At 74.6% G+C, this 17,392-nt stretch carries 20 protein-coding genes; 12 read left to right on the forward strand and 8 right to left on the reverse strand.

Features of this window, described 5'->3' with window-relative positions; genetic code table 11:
* Positions 1-30 precede the first annotated feature (30 nt).
* Positions 31-495, forward strand: a complete 465-nt coding sequence (locus tag AB0953_RS06140) for a transcriptional repressor (RefSeq protein ID WP_366858234.1) — start codon at positions 31-33, stop codon at positions 493-495.
* A 21-nt stretch (positions 496-516) separates the two neighbouring features.
* Positions 517-1,482 (forward strand): folate-binding protein, encoded by a 966-nt coding sequence (locus tag AB0953_RS06145; RefSeq protein ID WP_366858235.1) that lies wholly within the window; start codon positions 517-519, stop codon positions 1,480-1,482.
* 45 nt (positions 1,483-1,527) lie between these two features.
* Here the strand turns inward: AB0953_RS06145 and dtd are convergent, their stop codons facing one another.
* The gene (gene dtd / locus AB0953_RS06150) at positions 1,528-1,953 is read right to left on the reverse strand and encodes a D-aminoacyl-tRNA deacylase (RefSeq protein WP_366858236.1); all 426 of its coding nucleotides are present in this window, start codon (positions 1,951-1,953) and stop codon (positions 1,528-1,530) included.
* 160 nt (positions 1,954-2,113) lie between these two features.
* Between dtd and AB0953_RS06155 the strand changes: the two genes are divergently transcribed.
* From AB0953_RS06155 to AB0953_RS06170, 4 genes are all read left to right on the forward strand, one after another.
* On the forward strand, positions 2,114-2,716 hold the full coding sequence (locus AB0953_RS06155) for an AmfC protein (RefSeq protein WP_366858237.1): 603 nt from the start codon (positions 2,114-2,116) through the stop codon (positions 2,714-2,716).
* Between the two features lie 88 nt (positions 2,717-2,804).
* Positions 2,805-4,049 carry a GNAT family N-acetyltransferase gene (locus tag AB0953_RS06160; protein WP_366858238.1) on the forward strand — a complete coding sequence of 415 codons (1,245 nt, stop codon included), beginning with the start codon at positions 2,805-2,807 and terminating at the stop codon, positions 4,047-4,049.
* Between the two features lie 26 nt (positions 4,050-4,075).
* On the forward strand, positions 4,076-4,858 hold the full coding sequence (locus AB0953_RS06165) for a putative protein N(5)-glutamine methyltransferase (protein ID WP_366858239.1): 783 nt from the start codon (positions 4,076-4,078) through the stop codon (positions 4,856-4,858).
* 287 nt (positions 4,859-5,145) lie between these two features.
* A complete protein-coding gene (locus AB0953_RS06170; RefSeq protein ID WP_366858240.1) occupies positions 5,146-5,637 on the forward strand; it encodes a hypothetical protein in 492 nt (163 codons plus the stop codon).
* Here AB0953_RS06170 and AB0953_RS06175 read toward each other — a convergent pair.
* Positions 5,625-6,344, reverse strand: coding sequence for a TetR/AcrR family transcriptional regulator C-terminal domain-containing protein (locus tag AB0953_RS06175; protein ID WP_366858241.1), 720 nt, complete (start codon positions 6,342-6,344; stop codon positions 5,625-5,627). The genes AB0953_RS06170 and AB0953_RS06175 overlap by 13 nt on opposite strands.
* A 102-nt stretch (positions 6,345-6,446) precedes the next feature.
* Between AB0953_RS06175 and AB0953_RS06180 the strand changes: the two genes are divergently transcribed.
* Positions 6,447-7,187, forward strand: a complete 741-nt coding sequence (locus tag AB0953_RS06180; protein WP_366858242.1) for a DUF4386 domain-containing protein — start codon at positions 6,447-6,449, stop codon at positions 7,185-7,187.
* On the opposite strand, the gene AB0953_RS06185 is transcribed toward AB0953_RS06180, so the two are convergent.
* Positions 7,118-7,717: a hypothetical protein gene (locus AB0953_RS06185; RefSeq protein WP_366858243.1), complete on the reverse strand. Its 600-nt coding sequence runs from the start codon at positions 7,715-7,717 to the stop codon at positions 7,118-7,120. The two genes, AB0953_RS06180 and AB0953_RS06185, sit on opposite strands and share 70 nt — an antisense overlap.
* Positions 7,718-7,728: 11 nt before the next feature.
* Positions 7,729-8,223, reverse strand: a complete 495-nt coding sequence (locus AB0953_RS06190; RefSeq protein WP_366858244.1) for a hypothetical protein — start codon at positions 8,221-8,223, stop codon at positions 7,729-7,731.
* A 122-nt stretch (positions 8,224-8,345) separates the two neighbouring features.
* Here AB0953_RS06190 and AB0953_RS06195 point away from each other — a divergent pair, with 122 nt between their 5' ends.
* The 3 genes from AB0953_RS06195 to AB0953_RS06205 all read left to right on the forward strand — a co-directional run bounded on the left by AB0953_RS06195 (position 8,346) and on the right by AB0953_RS06205 (position 9,818).
* Positions 8,346-8,756, forward strand: a complete 411-nt coding sequence (locus tag AB0953_RS06195) for a helix-turn-helix transcriptional regulator (protein WP_366858245.1) — start codon at positions 8,346-8,348, stop codon at positions 8,754-8,756.
* 23 nt (positions 8,757-8,779) lie between these two features.
* On the forward strand, positions 8,780-9,340 hold the full coding sequence (locus AB0953_RS06200) for a hypothetical protein (RefSeq protein WP_366858246.1): 561 nt from the start codon (positions 8,780-8,782) through the stop codon (positions 9,338-9,340).
* 139 nt (positions 9,341-9,479) lie between these two features.
* Positions 9,480-9,818: a DUF2516 family protein gene (locus AB0953_RS06205; protein WP_366858247.1), complete on the forward strand. Its 339-nt coding sequence runs from the start codon at positions 9,480-9,482 to the stop codon at positions 9,816-9,818.
* 93 nt (positions 9,819-9,911) lie between these two features.
* On the opposite strand, the gene AB0953_RS06210 is transcribed toward AB0953_RS06205, so the two are convergent.
* The 3 genes from AB0953_RS06210 to AB0953_RS06220 all read right to left on the reverse strand — a co-directional run bounded on the left by AB0953_RS06210 (position 9,912) and on the right by AB0953_RS06220 (position 13,505).
* The gene (locus AB0953_RS06210) at positions 9,912-11,222 is read right to left on the reverse strand and encodes a fused response regulator/phosphatase (protein ID WP_366858248.1); all 1,311 of its coding nucleotides are present in this window, start codon (positions 11,220-11,222) and stop codon (positions 9,912-9,914) included.
* 298 nt (positions 11,223-11,520) lie between these two features.
* Positions 11,521-12,585, reverse strand: coding sequence for an NlpC/P60 family protein (locus tag AB0953_RS06215; RefSeq protein WP_366858249.1), 1,065 nt, complete (start codon positions 12,583-12,585; stop codon positions 11,521-11,523).
* A gap of 194 nt (positions 12,586-12,779) precedes the next feature.
* A complete protein-coding gene (locus AB0953_RS06220) occupies positions 12,780-13,505 on the reverse strand; it encodes a class I SAM-dependent methyltransferase (protein ID WP_366858595.1) in 726 nt (241 codons plus the stop codon).
* A gap of 420 nt (positions 13,506-13,925) precedes the next feature.
* Between AB0953_RS06220 and mshA the strand changes: the two genes are divergently transcribed.
* Together mshA and AB0953_RS06230 are read left to right on the forward strand one after the other, a co-directional pair.
* The gene (gene mshA, locus AB0953_RS06225) at positions 13,926-15,224 is read left to right on the forward strand and encodes a D-inositol-3-phosphate glycosyltransferase (protein ID WP_366858596.1); all 1,299 of its coding nucleotides are present in this window, start codon (positions 13,926-13,928) and stop codon (positions 15,222-15,224) included.
* On the forward strand, positions 15,217-15,705 hold the full coding sequence (locus AB0953_RS06230) for a YbjN domain-containing protein (RefSeq protein WP_366858250.1): 489 nt from the start codon (positions 15,217-15,219) through the stop codon (positions 15,703-15,705). Before mshA ends, AB0953_RS06230 begins: the two co-directional genes overlap by 8 nt.
* Positions 15,706-15,979: 274 nt before the next feature.
* Here the strand turns inward: AB0953_RS06230 and AB0953_RS06235 are convergent, their stop codons facing one another.
* Positions 15,980-17,269: an MFS transporter gene (locus AB0953_RS06235; RefSeq protein WP_366858251.1), complete on the reverse strand. Its 1,290-nt coding sequence runs from the start codon at positions 17,267-17,269 to the stop codon at positions 15,980-15,982.
* Between the last annotated feature and the right edge of the window lie 123 nt (positions 17,270-17,392).

The following is a 17,392-nucleotide window of genomic DNA, read 5'->3' on the forward strand; positions in this document are numbered from 1 at the left end:
GGGTCCCCTCCGCCCGCATACACTGGCCGGGTGGTGAGCCCCCAGAGCCCCGAGAGCGCCGAGAGCGCCGACTGGAAGAGCGACCTGCGGCAGCGCGGATACCGGCTGACCCCGCAGCGCCAGCTCGTGCTGGAAGCGGTCGACACCCTGGAGCACGCGACGCCGGACGAGATCCTCGCCCACGTCCGCAAGACCGCCTCCGGGGTCAACATCTCCACGGTCTACCGCACGCTTGAGCTCCTGGAGGAGCTCAAGCTGGTCTCGCACGCCCACCTCGGGCACGGCGCCCCCACCTACCACCTCGCCGACCGGCACCACCACATCCACCTGGTCTGCCGGGACTGCCAGGAGGTGATCGAGGCGGACGTGGACATCGCCGCCGAGTTCACCGAGAAGCTCCGCGCCACCTTCGGCTTCGAGACCGACATGAAGCACTTCGCGATCTTCGGGCTCTGCCGCAAGGACGCCGCCAAGCACCGTGACGCCCCCGCATAGCCGGGTCGTAGGCTTGGTCCCATGACCAGCCCTTTGCTGAACCTCCCCGGCGCCGTGCAGGCCGAAGGCCGTGACGAGGGCGTCGCCGCCCACTACGGAGAGCTCTACGGCGAACAGCGCGCCCTCGCCGACGGCCGCGGCTTCGTCGACCTGTCCCACCGCGGGGTCATCACCGTCACCGGACCGGAGCGGCTGAGCTGGCTGCACCTGCTGATCACCCAGCACGTGACCGAACTGCCGGCCGGGCAGGCCACCGAGGCGCTGATCCTCTCCGCGAACGGCCACATCGAGCACGCCCTCTACCTCGTCGACGACGGCGAGACCGTCTGGGCGCACGTCGAGCCCGGCACCCAGGAGGCGCTGATCGCCTACCTGGAGTCGATGAAGTTCTTCTACCGCGTGGAAGTGGCCGACCGCACCGCCGACTTCGCCGTCGTCCACCTGCCGGCCGGCTCCATCGCCGAGCTGCCCGAGGAGTACGTCGTACGGGAGACCGCGCACGGCCGCGACGTGTTCCTGCCGCGCACCGGGCTCGAGGCCTTCGCCGCCGCGCACGGACCGGCCGCCGGCCTCCTCGCGTACGAGGCCCTGCGCGTCGAGGCGCACCGGCCGCGGCTCGGCCTGGAGACCGACCACCGCACCATCCCGCACGAGCTCGGCTGGATCGGCACCGCCGTGCACCTGCAGAAGGGCTGCTACCGCGGCCAGGAGACGGTGGCCCGCGTCCACAACCTGGGGAAGCCGCCGCGCCGCCTGGTCTTCCTGCACCTGGACGGCTCCGAGGTGCACCTGCCGCCGCACGGTGCGCCCGTCCGGCTGGCCGCCGACGGGGAGGAGGGCCGCCAGCTCGGCTTCGTGACCACCGCGGTCCGCCACCACGAGCTGGGCCCGATCGCCCTCGCGCTGGTCAAGCGCAACGTCCCGGTCGACGCGCCGCTGCTGGCGGGGACGACGGCCGCCGCGCAGGAGGTCGTCGTCGCGCCCTAGCGGCGCGGCGGCCGAGCGGCGGGCCCGCGGCCGCACGGTGACGGGCTAGACCTCGACGATGACGGTGAACGGGCCGTGGTTGGTGAGCGAGACGCGCATGTCCGCCCCGAACCGGCCCGTCTCCACCGTCGCCCCGAGCGCCCGCAGCTGCGCGACGACCTCGTCGACCAGCGGCTCCGCGACCGGGCCGGGCGCCGCCGCGTTCCAGGTGGGGCGGCGGCCCTTGCGGGCGTCCCCGTACAGCGTGAACTGGGAGATCACCACCAGCGGCGCGTTCACGTCGCTGCACGACTTCTCCGCCTCCAGGATCCGCACCGACCACAGCTTGCGCGCCAGCTGCGCCGCCTTCTCCGGTGTGTCGTCGTGGGTCACCCCCACCAGGACGCACAGCCCCTCGCCGACGATCTCGCCCACGGTCTCGCCGGCCACGACGACGCGCGCGCCGTCCACCCTCTGCACCACTGCTCGCATACCACCTGTGTACCAGGCGCGCACGTGTCCAGGGCCGATCGGGTGGCACCGGGCGCCCCGGCGCCACGGGGAGTGGCACGATGCACGAAGGCGGTGCTTCCCCCCGGCCCCACGGGCCGGGAGAGACCCCATGCACCGGTCGAGGGGACGGACACGTCACATGCATCCTTCTGGTACCTCCGCACCTGTATCACCCGCACCGGCAGCACCCGCTGCACCACCTGCGCCGGCCCCGCCCGCGCAGCGCACCCCGGACGAGCAGGCGCCGACCACGCCCGCCACCGCCCTGGGGCTGCCGGAGCTGCGCGCGCTGCGCCGCGACGCACAGCGCGACGAAGCCGACCTGAGCTACGTCCGCAGACTCCTGCAGGGCCGCATCGACATCCTGCGGGCCGAACTGGCCCGGCGCAGCGACCCGGAGGCCCCGGCGGCTCCCGAACCGCCGGTGGTGGACCGGCTCTCGGAGATCCTCGCCGACGCCCCGAGCAGCCGCAGCGCCTCCGCCCGGCACGTCACGCTGGGCACCCCGCACAGCGAGGAGTACCGGCTGTTGGCGGCGCAGATGCTGTCCGACGTCGAGCTGTCGGACCTCGACGCCCGCACGGACGGCGAACTGCACGACGCGATGGCCGCCCTGGTGGGGTACGAGCAGCAGGTCTCGCGGCGCCGGCAGCAGCTGCAGCGCACGGTGGACGACTGCACCGCGGAGATCACCCGGCGCTACCGGGACGGCGAGGCCCAGGTGGACGACCTGCTGGCGTGAGCGGGGCCCGGTCCCGGTGCCGCCCCGGGGCGCAGGCGGGGGAAAATGCGGCGACGCGGCGCGGGCGGGCCGGTTAGCGTGACCGGCCATGAGCGCTGTCGTCCGGCCGATCGCCGAATCCGAACTGCCCGCCTGGCTGGGGACCGTGAACACCGGTTTCCTCACCGCCGCTCCGCCGACGGACTCCGACGTCGCCCAGCGGGCCCGGTACAGCGACCTCACCCGCGCCCACGGCGCCTTCGACCCCGACACCGGCGCCTGCGTGGCCACCCTGCGCTCCTTCCGGCAGGAGGTCACGGTGCCCGGCGGGGCCGCGGTCCCCTCCAGCGCCCTGACCAACGTCACCGTCCTGCCCACGCACCGCCGCCAGGGCCTGCTGACCCGGATGATGGCCGCGGAACTGGCCGCCTCCACCGCCCGCGGCGACGTGCTGTCCACGCTGATAGCCGCCGAGTACCCGATCTACGGGCGGTACGGGTACGGGCCCGCGGCATCCGTCTCGGAATGGGAGATCGACGTCCCGCGCACCGGACTCGACCCGCGCTGGTCGGGTCCCGGGGACGGCGGCCGCATCGACCTCGTGGACGTCGCGGAGGCGCGCCGGGTGGGCCCCGCGCTGCACGAGCGGATGCGGTCCGTCCGCCACGGCATGGTCAGCCGCGACCAGCGCTGGTGGAACCTGGCCACGGGCCTGGAGGAGACCTCGTACCGCCCGTACCGGCCCACGATGCAGGCCGTGTACCGGTCGGCGGACGGCGCGGTGCAGGGACTGGTCGCGTACGCGGCCGACGGCCACTGGACGGACGCCAAGGTCCCGCTGAACACGCTCCAGGTCAAGGAGCTGCTCGCGGCCACGCCGGCCGCCGAGCGCGCCCTGTGGCACTTCCTGTGCTCCATCGACTGGGTGCTGAAGGTGCGCACCGGCTACCGCGCCCCCGACGACCTGGTGCCCCGGCTGCTGCCCGACCCGCGTGCGGCCCGCCTGGTGACGGCCGCGGACTTCCTGTGGGTGCGGGTGCTGGACGTCGTACGGGCGCTGGGCGCGCGGACGTACGCGGTGCCCGCCACGCTCGTCCTCGACGTCGCCGACCCGGGCGGGCCGGCCGCCGGCCGCTACCGGCTCGACGCGGGCAAGGGCACCTGCACCCGCACCGACGAGCCCGCGGACCTCACCCTCGGCGCCTCCGCGCTCGGCTCCCTCTACCTGGGCGACGAGTCCGCCGTGCGGCTCGGCGCGCTCGGGGAGGTGGCCGAGGAGCGGCCGGGCGCGCTGGAGCTGGCGGACGCGGTGTTCCGGACCGCCCGGCGCCCCTGGTGCCCAGACGTGTTCTGACCTGCGCGAACATAAAGCACGTGAGGATGGCTTCGATGACATCGGTGGTGGACGCGCTGCGCGCGGCGGGCTGCGTCTTCGCGGAGGAGGAGGCGGAGCTGCTGGCCGCGGCCGCGGAGGACGACGCCCACCTGGCGGCCCTGGTGGCCCGCCGGGCCGGCGGCGAACCGCTGGAACACGTCGTCGGCTGGGCGGAGTTCTGCGGGCTGCGGGTGCGGGTGGGGGCGGGGGCGTTCGTACCGCGCCGGCGCACCGAGTTCCTGGTGCGCGAGGCGGTGGCGCTGGCGGCCGGACGGCCGGGTGCGGTGGTGCTGGACCTGTGCTGCGGGGTGGGCGCCCTCGGCGCGGCCGTCGCGGCGCAGCTGGGTGCCGGAGTGGAGCTGCACGTGGCGGACATCGACCCGGCGGCGCTGGCGTACGCGCGGCTGAACGTGGCCCCGTACGGGGGCCGGGTCCACGAGGGCGACCTGTACGAGGCGTTGCCGGAGGGGCTGCGGGGGCGGGTGGACGTGCTGGTGGTCAACGCGCCGTACGTGCCGACGGGGGAGATCCCGCTGCTGCCGGGGGAGGCCCGCGACCACGAGCCGCTCGTCTCGCTGGACGGCGGGCAGGACGGGCTGGACGTCCACCGCCGGGTCGCGGCGGGCGCCCTGCCGTGGCTTGCGCCGGGCGGCCATCTGCTGATCGAGACGAGCGCCCACCAGGCCGCCCGCACGGCCGAAGCCCTTGCTGCCGCCGGCCTCCGGTCCCGCACGGCCACGTCGGAGGACCACTGGGCCACGGTAGCCATCGCCACCCGCCCGTCCTGACGCCTCGGGGCGCTGCCCCACCCCCGCCTCAATCGCCGGCGGGGCTGGAGTTGCCGGCCCTCGGCTTCGAAGGCCGGCTTCGCCGACGCACGGGGCGGGGGCGGCAGATTCAGCCCCGCCGGCGATTGAGGCGCGGGGCCGGGCGGAGCCCGGGGGCACCCGAACAGGGCGGAGCTCGGGGTCACCCGAACGGGGGAGGGGCGGTTTCGGGGGTCCTTCCGCGGCATCCCCGCGTCCCGTCCGCACGGCCGACGCCGAGCCGCGAAGCCGACGGCAGGCTGGACCGCATGACACAGCCTCAGGCAAACCACCCCGCCCCGCCCGCACCCCGCTGGGCCGTGGGGGCCGCGCATGCCGTGGCCCTCGTGACGCTGCCGTCCGGGATCTGGCGGCTGCTGCTCGCGGCCGGGTTCCTGGCCGGGTACACCGAGGCCGGCTACGCCGCCGCCGGCATACCCGGCTGGGGCCGGCTCCACGTCGCCTGCCTCAGCATCGGCACCGAGCTGCTGGCCCTGCTCACCCTCGTCCTGGTGCGGCCGCGGGGACGGCGGTGGCGCGGCCGACCGGTCTCACCCCGGGCCGTCACGGCCGTGGCGGGCGCGGCGGCCGCCGCCCTGGCCGTCGCCTGGACGCCGTTCGCCCTGTATGGGACGCTGCCGCACCCGGACATGACCCCGCTCGGCGCCACCGTCGTCGGATTCCTCTACCTGCCCCTGGTCGCCTGGGCCCCGCTCCTGGCCGCGGTGACGGTCTCGTACCACCGCCGTCACGGAGCCTGAGAGCTCCAGCCCCGGTCGTGGAGGCGTTCGACCCCGTCGAGGAGGAGGTCGAGGGCGAACTCGAACTCGAAGCGGTCGTCGCAGCCCTGGCCGGCCACGACCGACCCGGCGTCGTGCGTCCGGGAGGCCACGATCCCGGCGATGTGCGGATACCGGGCGGCGAGCAGGGCCGCCTGCTCCTCCAGCTCCTCCTGCCGCTCCTGCTGCTCGGCTTCGGCACCGGCGGGCAGCAGCTCCTGCGTGAACCCCCACACCCGGCTGCCCAGCGCATGCATCGCGTGGTGCGTGAGGTCGGCGCTGAGCCCCCCGGCGAGGAACAGCCCGATGACGCCGTCCACATGGGCGAGCGCCCCGGGCGTCGGCCCGCTCCGCGACCCGATGACCTGCGGAGCCCACGGGTGGCGCAGCAGGACCTCCCGGGCCGACAGCAGCCGCCCCCGTACCGCGTCCTTCCACGCGGCACCGCCCGGCGTCGGGCCGATCTCCGCGAGGACCGCGTCGAGCATGCCGTCGAGGAGCTCCTCCTTGTTGGCCACGTGCTTGTACAGCGCCATCGGCACGACGCCGAGCTCCTGAGCGAGGCTGCGCATGCTCAGCGCATCGATCCCGGACCGGTCGGCGAACGCCACGGCGGCCCGCAGGACCCGGTCCCTGCTGAGGGGCGTACGGCGCCCGCCGCCGCCGCTGGCGCTGCTCTGCCCGGCCATGTCCCCCGTGCCTCCCGCTCCTTGACGAGTGTACGCCGTACACCCTACCGTGGCCGCCGCAGGTGTACGCCGTACACCTCATGTCCCGGCGAAGGAGCGACCATGACGGCCCCGCCCACGAGAAGGCTCGCGACCGCCGCGGGCCTGTGCTTCCTGCTCACCCACGTCGCCTCGATCGGCGGCCTCGCCCTGTACGGCCCCGTCCTGCACGACGCGGCCTACGTCACCGGGGCCGGCCCGGACACCCGCGTCCTGCTGGGCGCCCTGTGCGAGGTGGTCCTCGCCCTGGCGGTCGTCGGCACGGCCCTCGCCCTGTACCCCGTGGCCCGCCGGTACGGCGAAGGCGCCGCGGTGGGCTACCTCGGCCTGCGCACCCTCGAGGCCGCGGTCATCTGCGTCGGCATCGTCGCCCTCCTCGCGGTCACGACCCTGCGCGGCGGCCCGCCGCAGGCTCCGGATGCGCTCCTGGTGGCCGGCCGGGCCCTGGTGGCGGTCCACGACTGGACGTTCCTGCTCGGCCCGAACTTCGTCCTGGGCGCCAACACGACGCTGGTGGCGTATCTGATGTACCGCTCGCGGCTGGTGCCGCGCCCCGTCGCCGTCCTCGGCCTGGTCGGCGGCCCGCTGATCTTCGCCTCGGCGGCCGCGGTCCTGTTCGGCGCCTACGCGCAGCTCTCGGCCTGGGGCTCCCTGGCCGCCCTGCCGGTCTTCGCCTGGGAACTGGCCCTGGCCGTCCGCCTCCTCGCCAAGGGCTTCACGCCGCCCCCGGCCCCTCAGACCGTGACGACCTCGACGCCGGCCGCGAGCATCCGCGCGACGAGCTCCTCGGCCAGCCCGGGGTGACAGACCACCAGGTCCATCTCCGGGTCCCCCTTCCGTACGATCAGGTACCCGCTGCCGGTGTCCTCCAGCCGCCACGCGTCCCGCTCGGTGGTCCACAGGGCGGCGTACGCCTCGACGTCGGCCTCCGGCGCCCCGGTGGCCGGCGGCTGCGCGCGCAGCGTGACCGAGGGCAGCGGACGGGCCGGGTCGGCGCTCCCGAGCCGGAGCCCGGGGTACGGGCCCTCCCCGAGCGCCTCGACCACCTCGGCGGCCGGGTAGCCGAACAGATCGAGGTCGCCGAGCGCGACGGGCGCGACGGGCGCGTCCCTCGCGGCCAGCGTCACGGCCTCCAGCCCCGCCCCGCCGCCCGGCCGGGCGGTCACCTCGACCCCGCCCCACCGCACCCGGTACGCCCACGCCCCGCCGGCGGCGGCCCGCACCGCCCCGAGCCGGCCGAGCACCTCCCGCACCTCGTCCGTCCCCGCCCCGAACCCCAGCACCCCGGCCCCGCCGGGCAACCGCACCCCGACCCCGGGCAACAGCTCGAACATCGGCCGACGCCCTACAGCGACATCCAGCAGTAGAGCCGCTCGTCGGCGCTCCGGGCCCGCCTCGCCAGGAGGACGAGCTCTTCGGCCAGGGGCTGCATGTCTTCGGAGCGTGCTCCCTGCAGCTCCTCGGCCCGCACCCATCGGGCGACGGCGGCCGGTATGTCGAGGTCGCGCACCCCGGCCAGGGTGTCCCGTGCCGGGAGGTGGAGTTCCGACACCCACGGCCCCGTCATCCAGGGGTCGTCCTCGTCCACCGGGCCGTCCGGGCCGGGAGCCGGGGACGTCGGCCACACGGTCGTCTCCTCCACCAGGTCCACCCGCCACTCGACCTGGCGGATGGCGGCGACCAGCTGCGCGAGCACGACGGTGGGGTCCACGCGCTTGGCCTCGACCCCGTCGAACGCAGGCGGCTCCGCGAAGAGGGGGGACCCGCCGTCCGCCTGCTCCAGCGCCCGCACGACCGAGGCGGCATCCGGCGCGCGGAAGTAGTCGCTCAGAACGCCCATCGCTTCTCCCCCTCCGGCGGTCCGTCCGCAGGAGTAGATCAGACGGCGGGCCGCCGCGCACGGGTGGGTGCTTTTGCAAGCAGGCGCTTGCAATAGTTAGCGGGGTGCGGCAGTATCCACGCATGGCATCGCTCAACGTCGGAAATCTCGGCGAGTACCTCCGCGAGCAGCGGCGGCACGCCCAGCTCTCGCTGCGGCAGCTGGCCGATGCGGCGGGGGTGTCGAATCCGTACCTGAGCCAGATCGAGCGCGGGCTGCGCAAGCCGAGCGCGGACATCCTCCAGCAGCTCGCCAGGGCGCTGCGCATCTCCGCGGAGACGCTGTACGTGCAGGCCGGCATCCTCGACGAGCGGGACCGGGACGAGGTGGAGACGCGGGCCGCCATACTCGCCGATCCGTCCATCAACGAGCGGCAGAAGCAGGTGCTGCTCCAGATCTACGAGTCGTTCCGCAAGGAGAACGCGGCCGAGACCGACACCGGGGCCGAAGCCGAGCCGGCCGCCGCGGGCGAAGAGAAGCACTCCACGAACTGAACTGATCCGGGAGGACCAGCCACATGGCCATCGCCGATGACCTGAAGAAGACCCTCGCCGACCCGACCCCGCTCTACTTCGCCGCCGGCACCGCCGACATCGCGGTGGAGCAGGCCAAGAAGGTGCCCGGCCTCATCGAGCAGCTGCGCGCCGAGGCGCCCGCGCGCATCGAGGCGGTGAAGAACACCGACCCGAAGATCGTTCAGCAGAAGGCCCGGGAGGCCCAGGAGGCCGTCACCGCCAAGGTCGCCGAGGTGATCGGCGCGATCGACGCGAAGAAGATCGGCGAGACGGCCCAGGACCTGGCGCTGCGCGGGGTCGGCGTGGCCGCCGAGTACGCGGTGCGCGCCAAGGAGACCTACGACCGGGTCGCCGAGCGCGGGGAGCAGGCCGTGCGGACCTGGCGCGGCGGTGTCTCGGAGGAGATCGTCGACATCGCGGTCGCCGTCGAGCCGGAGCCGGCCGCGGCCCCCGCCGACTCCTCGGCCGAGGCCGAGGCCGAGGGCGACGGGGACAGGCCGGCCGCGCGCCGCACCACCACCCGCAAGACCCCCGCCAAGAAGCTGGCGGGCGACGGGGCCTGAGCGGCGGCCGCGCACAGCGGGGCCACGGGCCGGGCACCTGCACGGTGTCCGGCCCGTTGTCCGTGGTGAGGACCCCTCTGCCGGTAGCGTGGAGGCAGAGGGCACCAGACGTGCCACGCAGGAGAAGGCGGTCGGGTCGATGTTGATGAACGGGTTCGATAACGGGGTTCTCCCGTTGCTCGGGTTCGCCATGCTGGCGCTCGCCGTGGTGGCCTTCGTCCTCGCGCTGCTGGCCCGGCAGGACGCGTACCGCGCCGCCGACAAGCAGACCAAGACGTTCTGGCTGGTCATCCTCGGGGTCACCGTGCTGGTGGACTTCTTCCTGGGGATGCTCTTCCTGCAGATCGCCGGTCTGGTGGCGACCATCGTGTTCCTCGTCGACGTCCGGCCGGCGCTCAAGCAGGTCTCGGGCGGCGGCCCGCGCCGGGGCGGCAGCAGCAGCGACGGCCCGTACGGTCCCTACAACGGCGGCCGGTAGCCGCCGGGCCGCAGCCGCTCCCGGGCGTTCCGGCCCCACGCCCCGGCCCCAGGCCCCACGCCCCGGCCCCGGTCCTGGCTCCCGGCCCCGCGGTCAGGCCTCGTTGCGCGAGAGCAGGACGACGGCGACGTCGTCGGTGAGTTCGCCGCCGTTCAGACGCCGGGCCTCGGTGACGGACGCCTCCAGCAGGCCCTCCCCGCTCAGGCCGCGCGCCAGGTGCCGGTTGATCATCTCGACCATCCCGTCCTGGCCGAGCCGCTCCTTGCCCTCCCCGATGCGGCCCTCGATCAGGCCGTCGGTGTACAGCATCAGGCTCCAGGTGCCGCCCAGCTCGACCTGGCGGCGCGGCCAGCGCGCCTTGGGCAGCAGGCCGAGGGCCGGGCCGCTGTTCTCGTACGGGAGCAGCCGCGCCGGCCGGCCCGGCCGCGACACCAGCGGTGCCGGGTGGCCGGCCAGGCACAGGCCGGCGCGGCGGCCGTCGGGGGAGATGTCCACCGTGCACAGGGTCGCGAAGATCTCCTCGCAGGGGCGCTCGACCTCCAGCACCTCCTGGAGCGTGGCCAGCAGGTCGTCGCCGCACAGGCCCGCGAGCGTCAGGGCGCGCCAGGCGATGCGCAGCTCGACGCCGAGGGCGGCCTCGTCGGGGCCGTGGCCGCACACGTCGCCGATCATGGCGTGGACGGTGCCGTCGGGGGTGCGGACGGTGTCGTAGAAGTCGCCGCCGAGCAGGGCGCGGCTGCGGCCGGGGCGGTAGCGGGCGGCGAAGCGGAGGTCGGAGCCCTCCAGGAGCGGAGTGGGGAGCAGACCGCGTTCGAGGCGGGCGTTCTCCTGGGCCCGCAGTTTCGATTCTGCAAGCTTGTACTGGGCGATGTCGGCCCGCTTTCTCTCCACCGCGTAGCGGATGGCGCGGCTCAGCAGCCGGCCGTCCAGCTCGTCGCGGAAGAGGAAGTCCTGCGCGCCGACGCGCACGGCCTCGGCGGCGCGCTCGGCGTCGGCCTCGCCGGTCAGGACGAGGACGGCGTGGCGCGGGGCGAGGGCCAGGACCCGGCGGAGGGTGTCGAGCTGGTCCGTGGCCGCGGCCTGCACGGTGTCCGCGGCGCCGGCGCCGTGGGCGGCCGAGGGGGCGGCGGAGGCCTGGGCGCGGGAGGCGGTCCCCGGTTCCGGGAGCGCCAGGTCCAGCAGGATGCAGTGGACGTCCGGGGTGAGCAGCCGTGCGGCCTCGGTGAGGTTGCGGGCGGTGCGCAGCCGGATGCGGTGCCGGTCGGCGTCGAGGATCTCGGGGACGGTGAGCCCGCCGGCGGGATCGTCCTCGATCACCAGCAGCGTCAGGGATGCCTGGGGCAGGACCGCCTGACCGCTCCCCGTGGCGGGGGTCTCCCTCTGCCGCGGTACGGGTACGGACATCGTCTCCGGTTCCTTCCCTCCCCCCGAGGGTGCGCTCGTCCGGCCGACCCTAGCGGTCCGCGGCGGCCGAGCGGAATGGCGCTCCGGGCCGAGGACAGCGGCATATGCCGTTGTTGCGGGGGAAAATCCTCCTCGCCGAATGACCAACGTCACGGCGGGGGACGTCCTCGTCCCGCCCAGCGAGACGTTGCCCACACCTGCACGGTTGCACCGGGCGCGCCCGGCCGTCGGGCGGCCCGGCCGCCGGGGGGCCGGGCGCGCCCGGTGCACGCCCGTCAGCCGTCCGGGCGCACGCCCGTCACGCGTCCGGGCGGACGACCGCCTTGATCGGCATGGAGCCGGCGCCGGCCAGGGTGACGTTGCGGCCGGGGCGCGGCGCGTGGACGATCGCGCCGTCGCCCACGTACATCCCGACGTGGCTCGCGTCGTCGAAGTAGATGATCAGGTCGCCGGGGCGCATGTCCTTGAGGGCGACCTTCGGCAGCAGCCGCAGCTGCTCCTGCGAGGTGCGCGGGATGCCCCGGCCCGCCGCCTTCCAGGCCTGCGAGGTCAGCCCCGAGCAGTCGTACGAGGCCGGTCCGACGGCGCCCCAGACGTACGGCTTGCCGATCTGGGCGGTGGCGAACTGCACCGCCTTCCTGCCCGCCTCCGAGGCCGAGCTGTTGATCTCCTTCAGCACGCCGGTCGAGAGCCAGGCCGTCTGCGCCCGGTACTGGGCGTCCTGCTCCAGTTGGAGCAGCCGGGCCTTCTCCTCGGCCGCCAGCTTGTTCTCCAGCTCCTCCGCCGCCTTGATCTTGGCCTCGATCTCCTTCTTCGAGGCCTCCTTCTTGACCCGGTTCGCCTCGAGCTTCTGCCATTCGGCGTTGGCGTCCTTGGCGTACTGCTGCAGCGCGGTCTGCGTCCGGTTCATCTCCGACAGCAGGTCGGTGGTGGCCTTCTCGCCCTGGCGGATGCGGTCCGCCCCGTCCAGGAACTGGCTCGGGCTGCCGCTCAGCGCCAGCCGGGCCTGCGGCGGCAGCCCGTTGGAGCGGTACTGGGCGCGGGCGGCGGCCCCGGCGCGGTTCTTCAGGGAGCTGATGCGGTCCTGGCCGGCGACGACCTGCTTGGCGATCTCGACGATCTTGTCGGACTGTGCCTTGGCCTCGCTCTCGGCCTGGTTGTAGGCGTCGGTGGCCGTGCCCGCCTGGCGGTAGAGGTCCTCGATCTCCTTGCGGACCTGCTCCAGGGAGGTGGCGCCCGGTTCGGGAAGCGGCGCGGCCTGCGCCGTCCCGGTCAGAGCCGTCACCGCGAGCAGCGCCGTCGCGCACAGCAGCGTCAGGGCGGAGGCGTTCCTGCGCCGCCGCCTCGGCTCCACGGTCCCCATGGTCCCCCCAAGATGCGAATCTGACTATTCATCAGTAACTTTCGCTGCCCTCGGGATGGTGCCACGACTCGGAGAAATCCAACACCCTCACGGACGCCCTCCGGATCTTCGGCCCCGCCCCGGCCGGTCCCCCAACCCCCGGCCCGGACAGCTCAACGGTCCGCCCCGGCCACCCGTTCCCCGTCCGCCGACATTCACCCCGCCGGGCGCAGCGCCTCCCAACGCACCGTCAGCTCCCCCTGCCGCCACCGCTTCGGACCGTCCGTCAGCGGCCAGTCCGCGGCCAGCGCCCGTGCCGTGCGGATCCAGCGCTGCCGTGCCCCGTACGAGGCGTACGGCGCGGCCGCCGCCCAGGCCCGGTCGAAGTCCCGCAGGAACGCGTGCACCGGCTCGCCCGGCACGTTGCGGTGGATCAGCGCCTTCGGCAGCCGCTCCGCCAGGTCCGACGGGCGCTCCAGGGACCCCAGCCGGGTCGCGAACGTCACCGTGCGCGCCCCCTCGGGCCCCAACGCGACCCACACGTGCCGCCGCCCGATCTCGTCACAGGTGCCCTCCACCAGCAGCCCCTCCGGGGCCAGCCGGGCGCACAGCCGTTCCCAGACCGCGGCCACCTGCTCCTCGTCGTACTGGCGCAGCACGTTCGCCGCCCGGATCAGCGCCGGCCGCGCCCCGCCCTCCAGCGGCACCTCGAACCCGCCGTGCCGGAAGGCGAGCCCCTCGCGCTCGTACGGCTTCGCCGCCGCGACCCGCGCCGGCTCGATCTCGATGCCGACCACCCGCACCCGCGGCGCCGCCTCCCGCAGCCGCGCCAGCAGCTCCACCGCCGTCCACGGCGCCGCCCCGTAGCCCAGGTCCACCGCCACCGGCGCCCCGGCCCGCCGCAGCGCCGGCCCGTGCACCGCCGCGATCCAGCGGTCCATGCGGCGCAGCCGGTTCGGGTTCGTCGTACCGCGCGTCACCGTCCCCACCGGGCGGCCAGGCTCGCCGCCGCGGCCGCTGCGGCCCGTGCCGCCGGTGCGGGAGGGGGGCGGAGTGGAGTGCCGGGACATGCGCCGAGCGTAAGCGGAGGGCGCCCGCCGCAGGAAAACCGGGCAGATCGCGAAGGAAAAATCCGCCACGCCCGGAATGCAGGGGGCGGCCGTCCGGGTTGCACTCCTAGAAGGGCGCCCGGTGCGCCCCCGTCGGCATGCCCTGCGCCTGCCGTCCCCCGCACCAGCTGTCGTCCGAGCGAGATCCGAGCGAGAGGAACTGCTCCCTTGAGCCAGTACGTGTCCCGCATCGGCGGCAGCCTCGGCGGCCGGATCGCCGCCGTCCGCGGCACCCGCCACGACGCCCCCCGCCTGCGCATCCCGTCCGTCGGCCACCACCGCAGGCCGCGCCGCGTCGCCATGCTCAGCGTGCACACCTCGCCGCTGCACCAGCCCGGGACCGGCGACGCCGGCGGGATGAACGTGTACATCGTGGAACTGGCCAAGCGCCTCGCCGCCATCAACATCGAGGTCGAGATCTTCACCCGCGCCTCCGAGGGAGGCCTGCCGCCCGCCGTCGAGCTCGCCCCCGGCGTCCTCGTCCGGCACATCGACGCCGGCCCCTACGAAGGCCTGGCCAAGGAAGAGCTCCCCGCCCAGCTGTGCGCCTTCACCCACGGCGTGATGCAGGCCTGGGCCGGCCACCGCCCCGGCCACTACGACCTCGTCCACTCCCACTACTGGCTCTCCGGACACGTCGGCTGGCTCGCCGCCCAGCGCTGGGGCGTCCCCCTCGTCCACGCCATGCACACCATGGCCAAGGTCAAGAACGCCGCCCTCGCCGAGGGGGACACCCCCGAGCCGCCCGCCCGCGTCATCGGCGAGACCCAGATCGTCGCCGCCGCCGACCGGCTCATCGCCAACACCACCGAGGAGGCCGAGGAGCTGGTCCGGCACTACGACGCCGACCCCGCCAAGGTCGCCGTCGTCCACCCCGGCGTGAACCTCGACCGCTTCACCGTCGGCGACGGCCGCGCCGCCGCCCGCGCCCGCCTCGGCCTGCCGCAGGACGCCGTCATACCCCTCTTCGCCGGCCGCATCCAGCCGCTCAAGGCCCCCGACGTCCTGCTGCGCGCCGTCGCCGCGCTCGTCGACCAGGACCCCGACCTGCGCCGCCGCCTCTTCGTCCCCGTCGTCGGCGGCCCCAGCGGCAGCGGCCTCGCCAAGCCCGAGGGCCTGCAGAAGCTCGCCGCCCGGCTCGGCATCGCCGACCTCGTGCACTTCCACCCGCCGGTCGCCCAGGACCGCCTGGCCGACTGGTTCCGCGCGGCGTCCGTCCTGGTCATGCCGTCCTACAGCGAGTCCTTCGGGCTCGTCGCGATCGAGGCCCAGGCCACCGGCACCCCCGTACTGGCCGCCGAGGTCGGCGGACTGCCCGTGGCCGTCAACGACGGCGTCACCGGCATCCTCGTCCCCGGCCACGACCCGGTCGACTACGCCCGCGAGCTGCGCCGCTTCGTCGACGACCCCGGGCTCAGCGCCCGCATGGGCGGGGAGGCCGCACGGCACGCCGGGTTCTTCGGCTGGGACACCGCCGCCGGAGGCACGGCGGACGTGTACACCGCGGCGATGCATGATCACCGCCGTCGCGTACGCTCCCACCATGGCTGACACCGCCGCGATCATCGAGAGCGCGCTCAACGGCGCGGAACTGAGCTGGGAGAGCCCCGAGCCGGGCACGTACGTCGTCCAGCTGCCCGGCACCCGCAAGCTGTCCACGACCTGCTCGCTCAAGGTCGGCCGGCACTCGCTGTCCGTCAACGCCTTCGTGATCCGCCATCCCGACGAGAACGAGGCCGGCGTCCACCGGTGGCTGCTGGAACGCAACCTCAAGCTGTACGGGATGGCCTACGCCGTGGACCGCCTCGGCGACATCTACCTCACGGCCCGCCTTCCGCTGGCGGTGGTCACCCCGGCGGACCTGGACCAGCTGCTGGGCACGGTCCTCGAAGCCGCCGACGGCGCCTTCAACACCCTCCTGGAGCTGGGCTTCGCGAGCGCCATCCGCCGGGAGTACGAGTGGCGGACCGCCCGCGGCGAGTCCACCCGCAACCTGGACGCCTTCCGCCACCTCACCCAGCCGACCCCCTGACAGCGCCCCGGCGCCGACCCGCCGCCTGCGGACCGGCCGTGGCCACTCGCGCAGCCCCCGCGCGCCGGGGGCCCGGCGGCGGCCTCCCGCCCTGCGGACCGTGGCTGGCTGTTCGCGCAGTTCCCCGCGCCCCTGGGGGGCTGGCGGTGGTCTGTCGCCTGCGGACCGGCCGTGGCTGTTCGCGCAGTTCCCCGCGCCCCTGGGGTGGTGCCCTGGAGGCGCCCCGTCAGGGGTGCGGGGAACTGCGCGAAGGGTTGGCGGCGGGCCCGCGGGGCTACGGCTGGGCGGCCGGAGCCGGGGCCGGGGCGGCGGCCGGGGTGGTGCCGCCCGAGGCGGACAGCGGGCTCGGCTCGGGCGGGAGGCGCCGCATCAAGAGCCAGTAGCCCACCGCCGTCACCGTGCCCAGGACACCGGTGGCGCCCCACAGCCACCCCGCCCCGTACCGGTCGATCACGTACCCCGCCATCAGCGGTGCGATCAGCGACGCCACCGACCAGGACATGGTGTACACCCCCTGGTAGCGCCCCCGCCCCCGCACCGGCGACAACCGCACGACCAGCCCCATCTGCGTCGGCGAGTTCACGATCTCCGCCAGCGTCCACACGCACACCGTCAGCGCGTACGCCCACAGCGACCCGGCGAAGGCCGTCAGCGCGAACCCGTACCCCGCCAGCAGCGCCGAGACCACCAGCAGCACCTGCGGGTCCCGGTGCTCGATGAACCGGGTCACCGGGATCTGCAGGGCCACGATCAGCAGGCCGTTCACGGCGATCGCCAGCCCGTAGTCCCCCGGCGAGAACCCCGCGGCGCCCATCGCGACCGGCAGCCCGACCGAGCCCTGCGTGAAGATCAGCGAGATCAGGAACGACAGCCCGACCACGCCCATGAACCGCCCGTCGCGCAGCACGCTCCCCAGCCCGACCGCCGGCTCGGGGCGCAAGGCCCCGCCCCCCGCGGCGCCCACCGGTTCGGGCCGGGACTCCGGCAGCTTCGCGTACACCAGCACCGCACACAGCAGCGTCAGCGCCGCCTCGCCCAGGAACCCGGCGAGGTAGCTGTACTCGGCGACCAGCCCCGCCGCCGTCGAGCTGATCGCGAAGCCCAGGTTGATCGCCCAGTAGTTCAGCGCGAAGGCCCGCACCCGGTCCTCGGGCCGGACGATGTCGGCCATCATCGCCGACACCGCCGGACGCGAGGCGTTCGAGGCCATGCCCACCAGCAGCGCCACCGCCGCGATCGCCGCCGGATGCTCCATGAACCCCAGCAGCGCCACCGAGAACGCGGTCGAGACGTTCGCCGCGACCAGCGTCGGGCGCCGCCCCAGCCGGTCGGTCATCACCCCCGCCACCAGCGCCGAGACCACGCCGCCCAGCCCGTGCAGGGCCGCGACGAGTCCCGCGTACGAGGCCGAGTAGCCCCGCTCCAGCGTCAGGTACAGGGCCATGAAGGTGGCGACGAAGGCCCCGAGCCGGTTGACCAGCGTGCTCGTCCACAGCCACCAGAACTCCCGCGGCAGCCCCGCCACGCTCTCGCGCAACGCGCGTCTCAGACTTCCCACGGACATACGGAATCCCCCCGGCGATGTAAGTGGCCCTGCTGCCCCCGGCACCCTACGATCACCGGCCACCGCAAGCCACCGGATTGACGCCCGGCGTCAATCCACCGGGGCCCGGGGCACCGGCGCAGC

The sequence above is a fragment of the Streptomyces sp. NPDC046866 genome (assembly GCF_040704625.1).
Classification (GTDB): Bacteria; Actinomycetota; Actinomycetes; order Streptomycetales; family Streptomycetaceae; genus Streptomyces.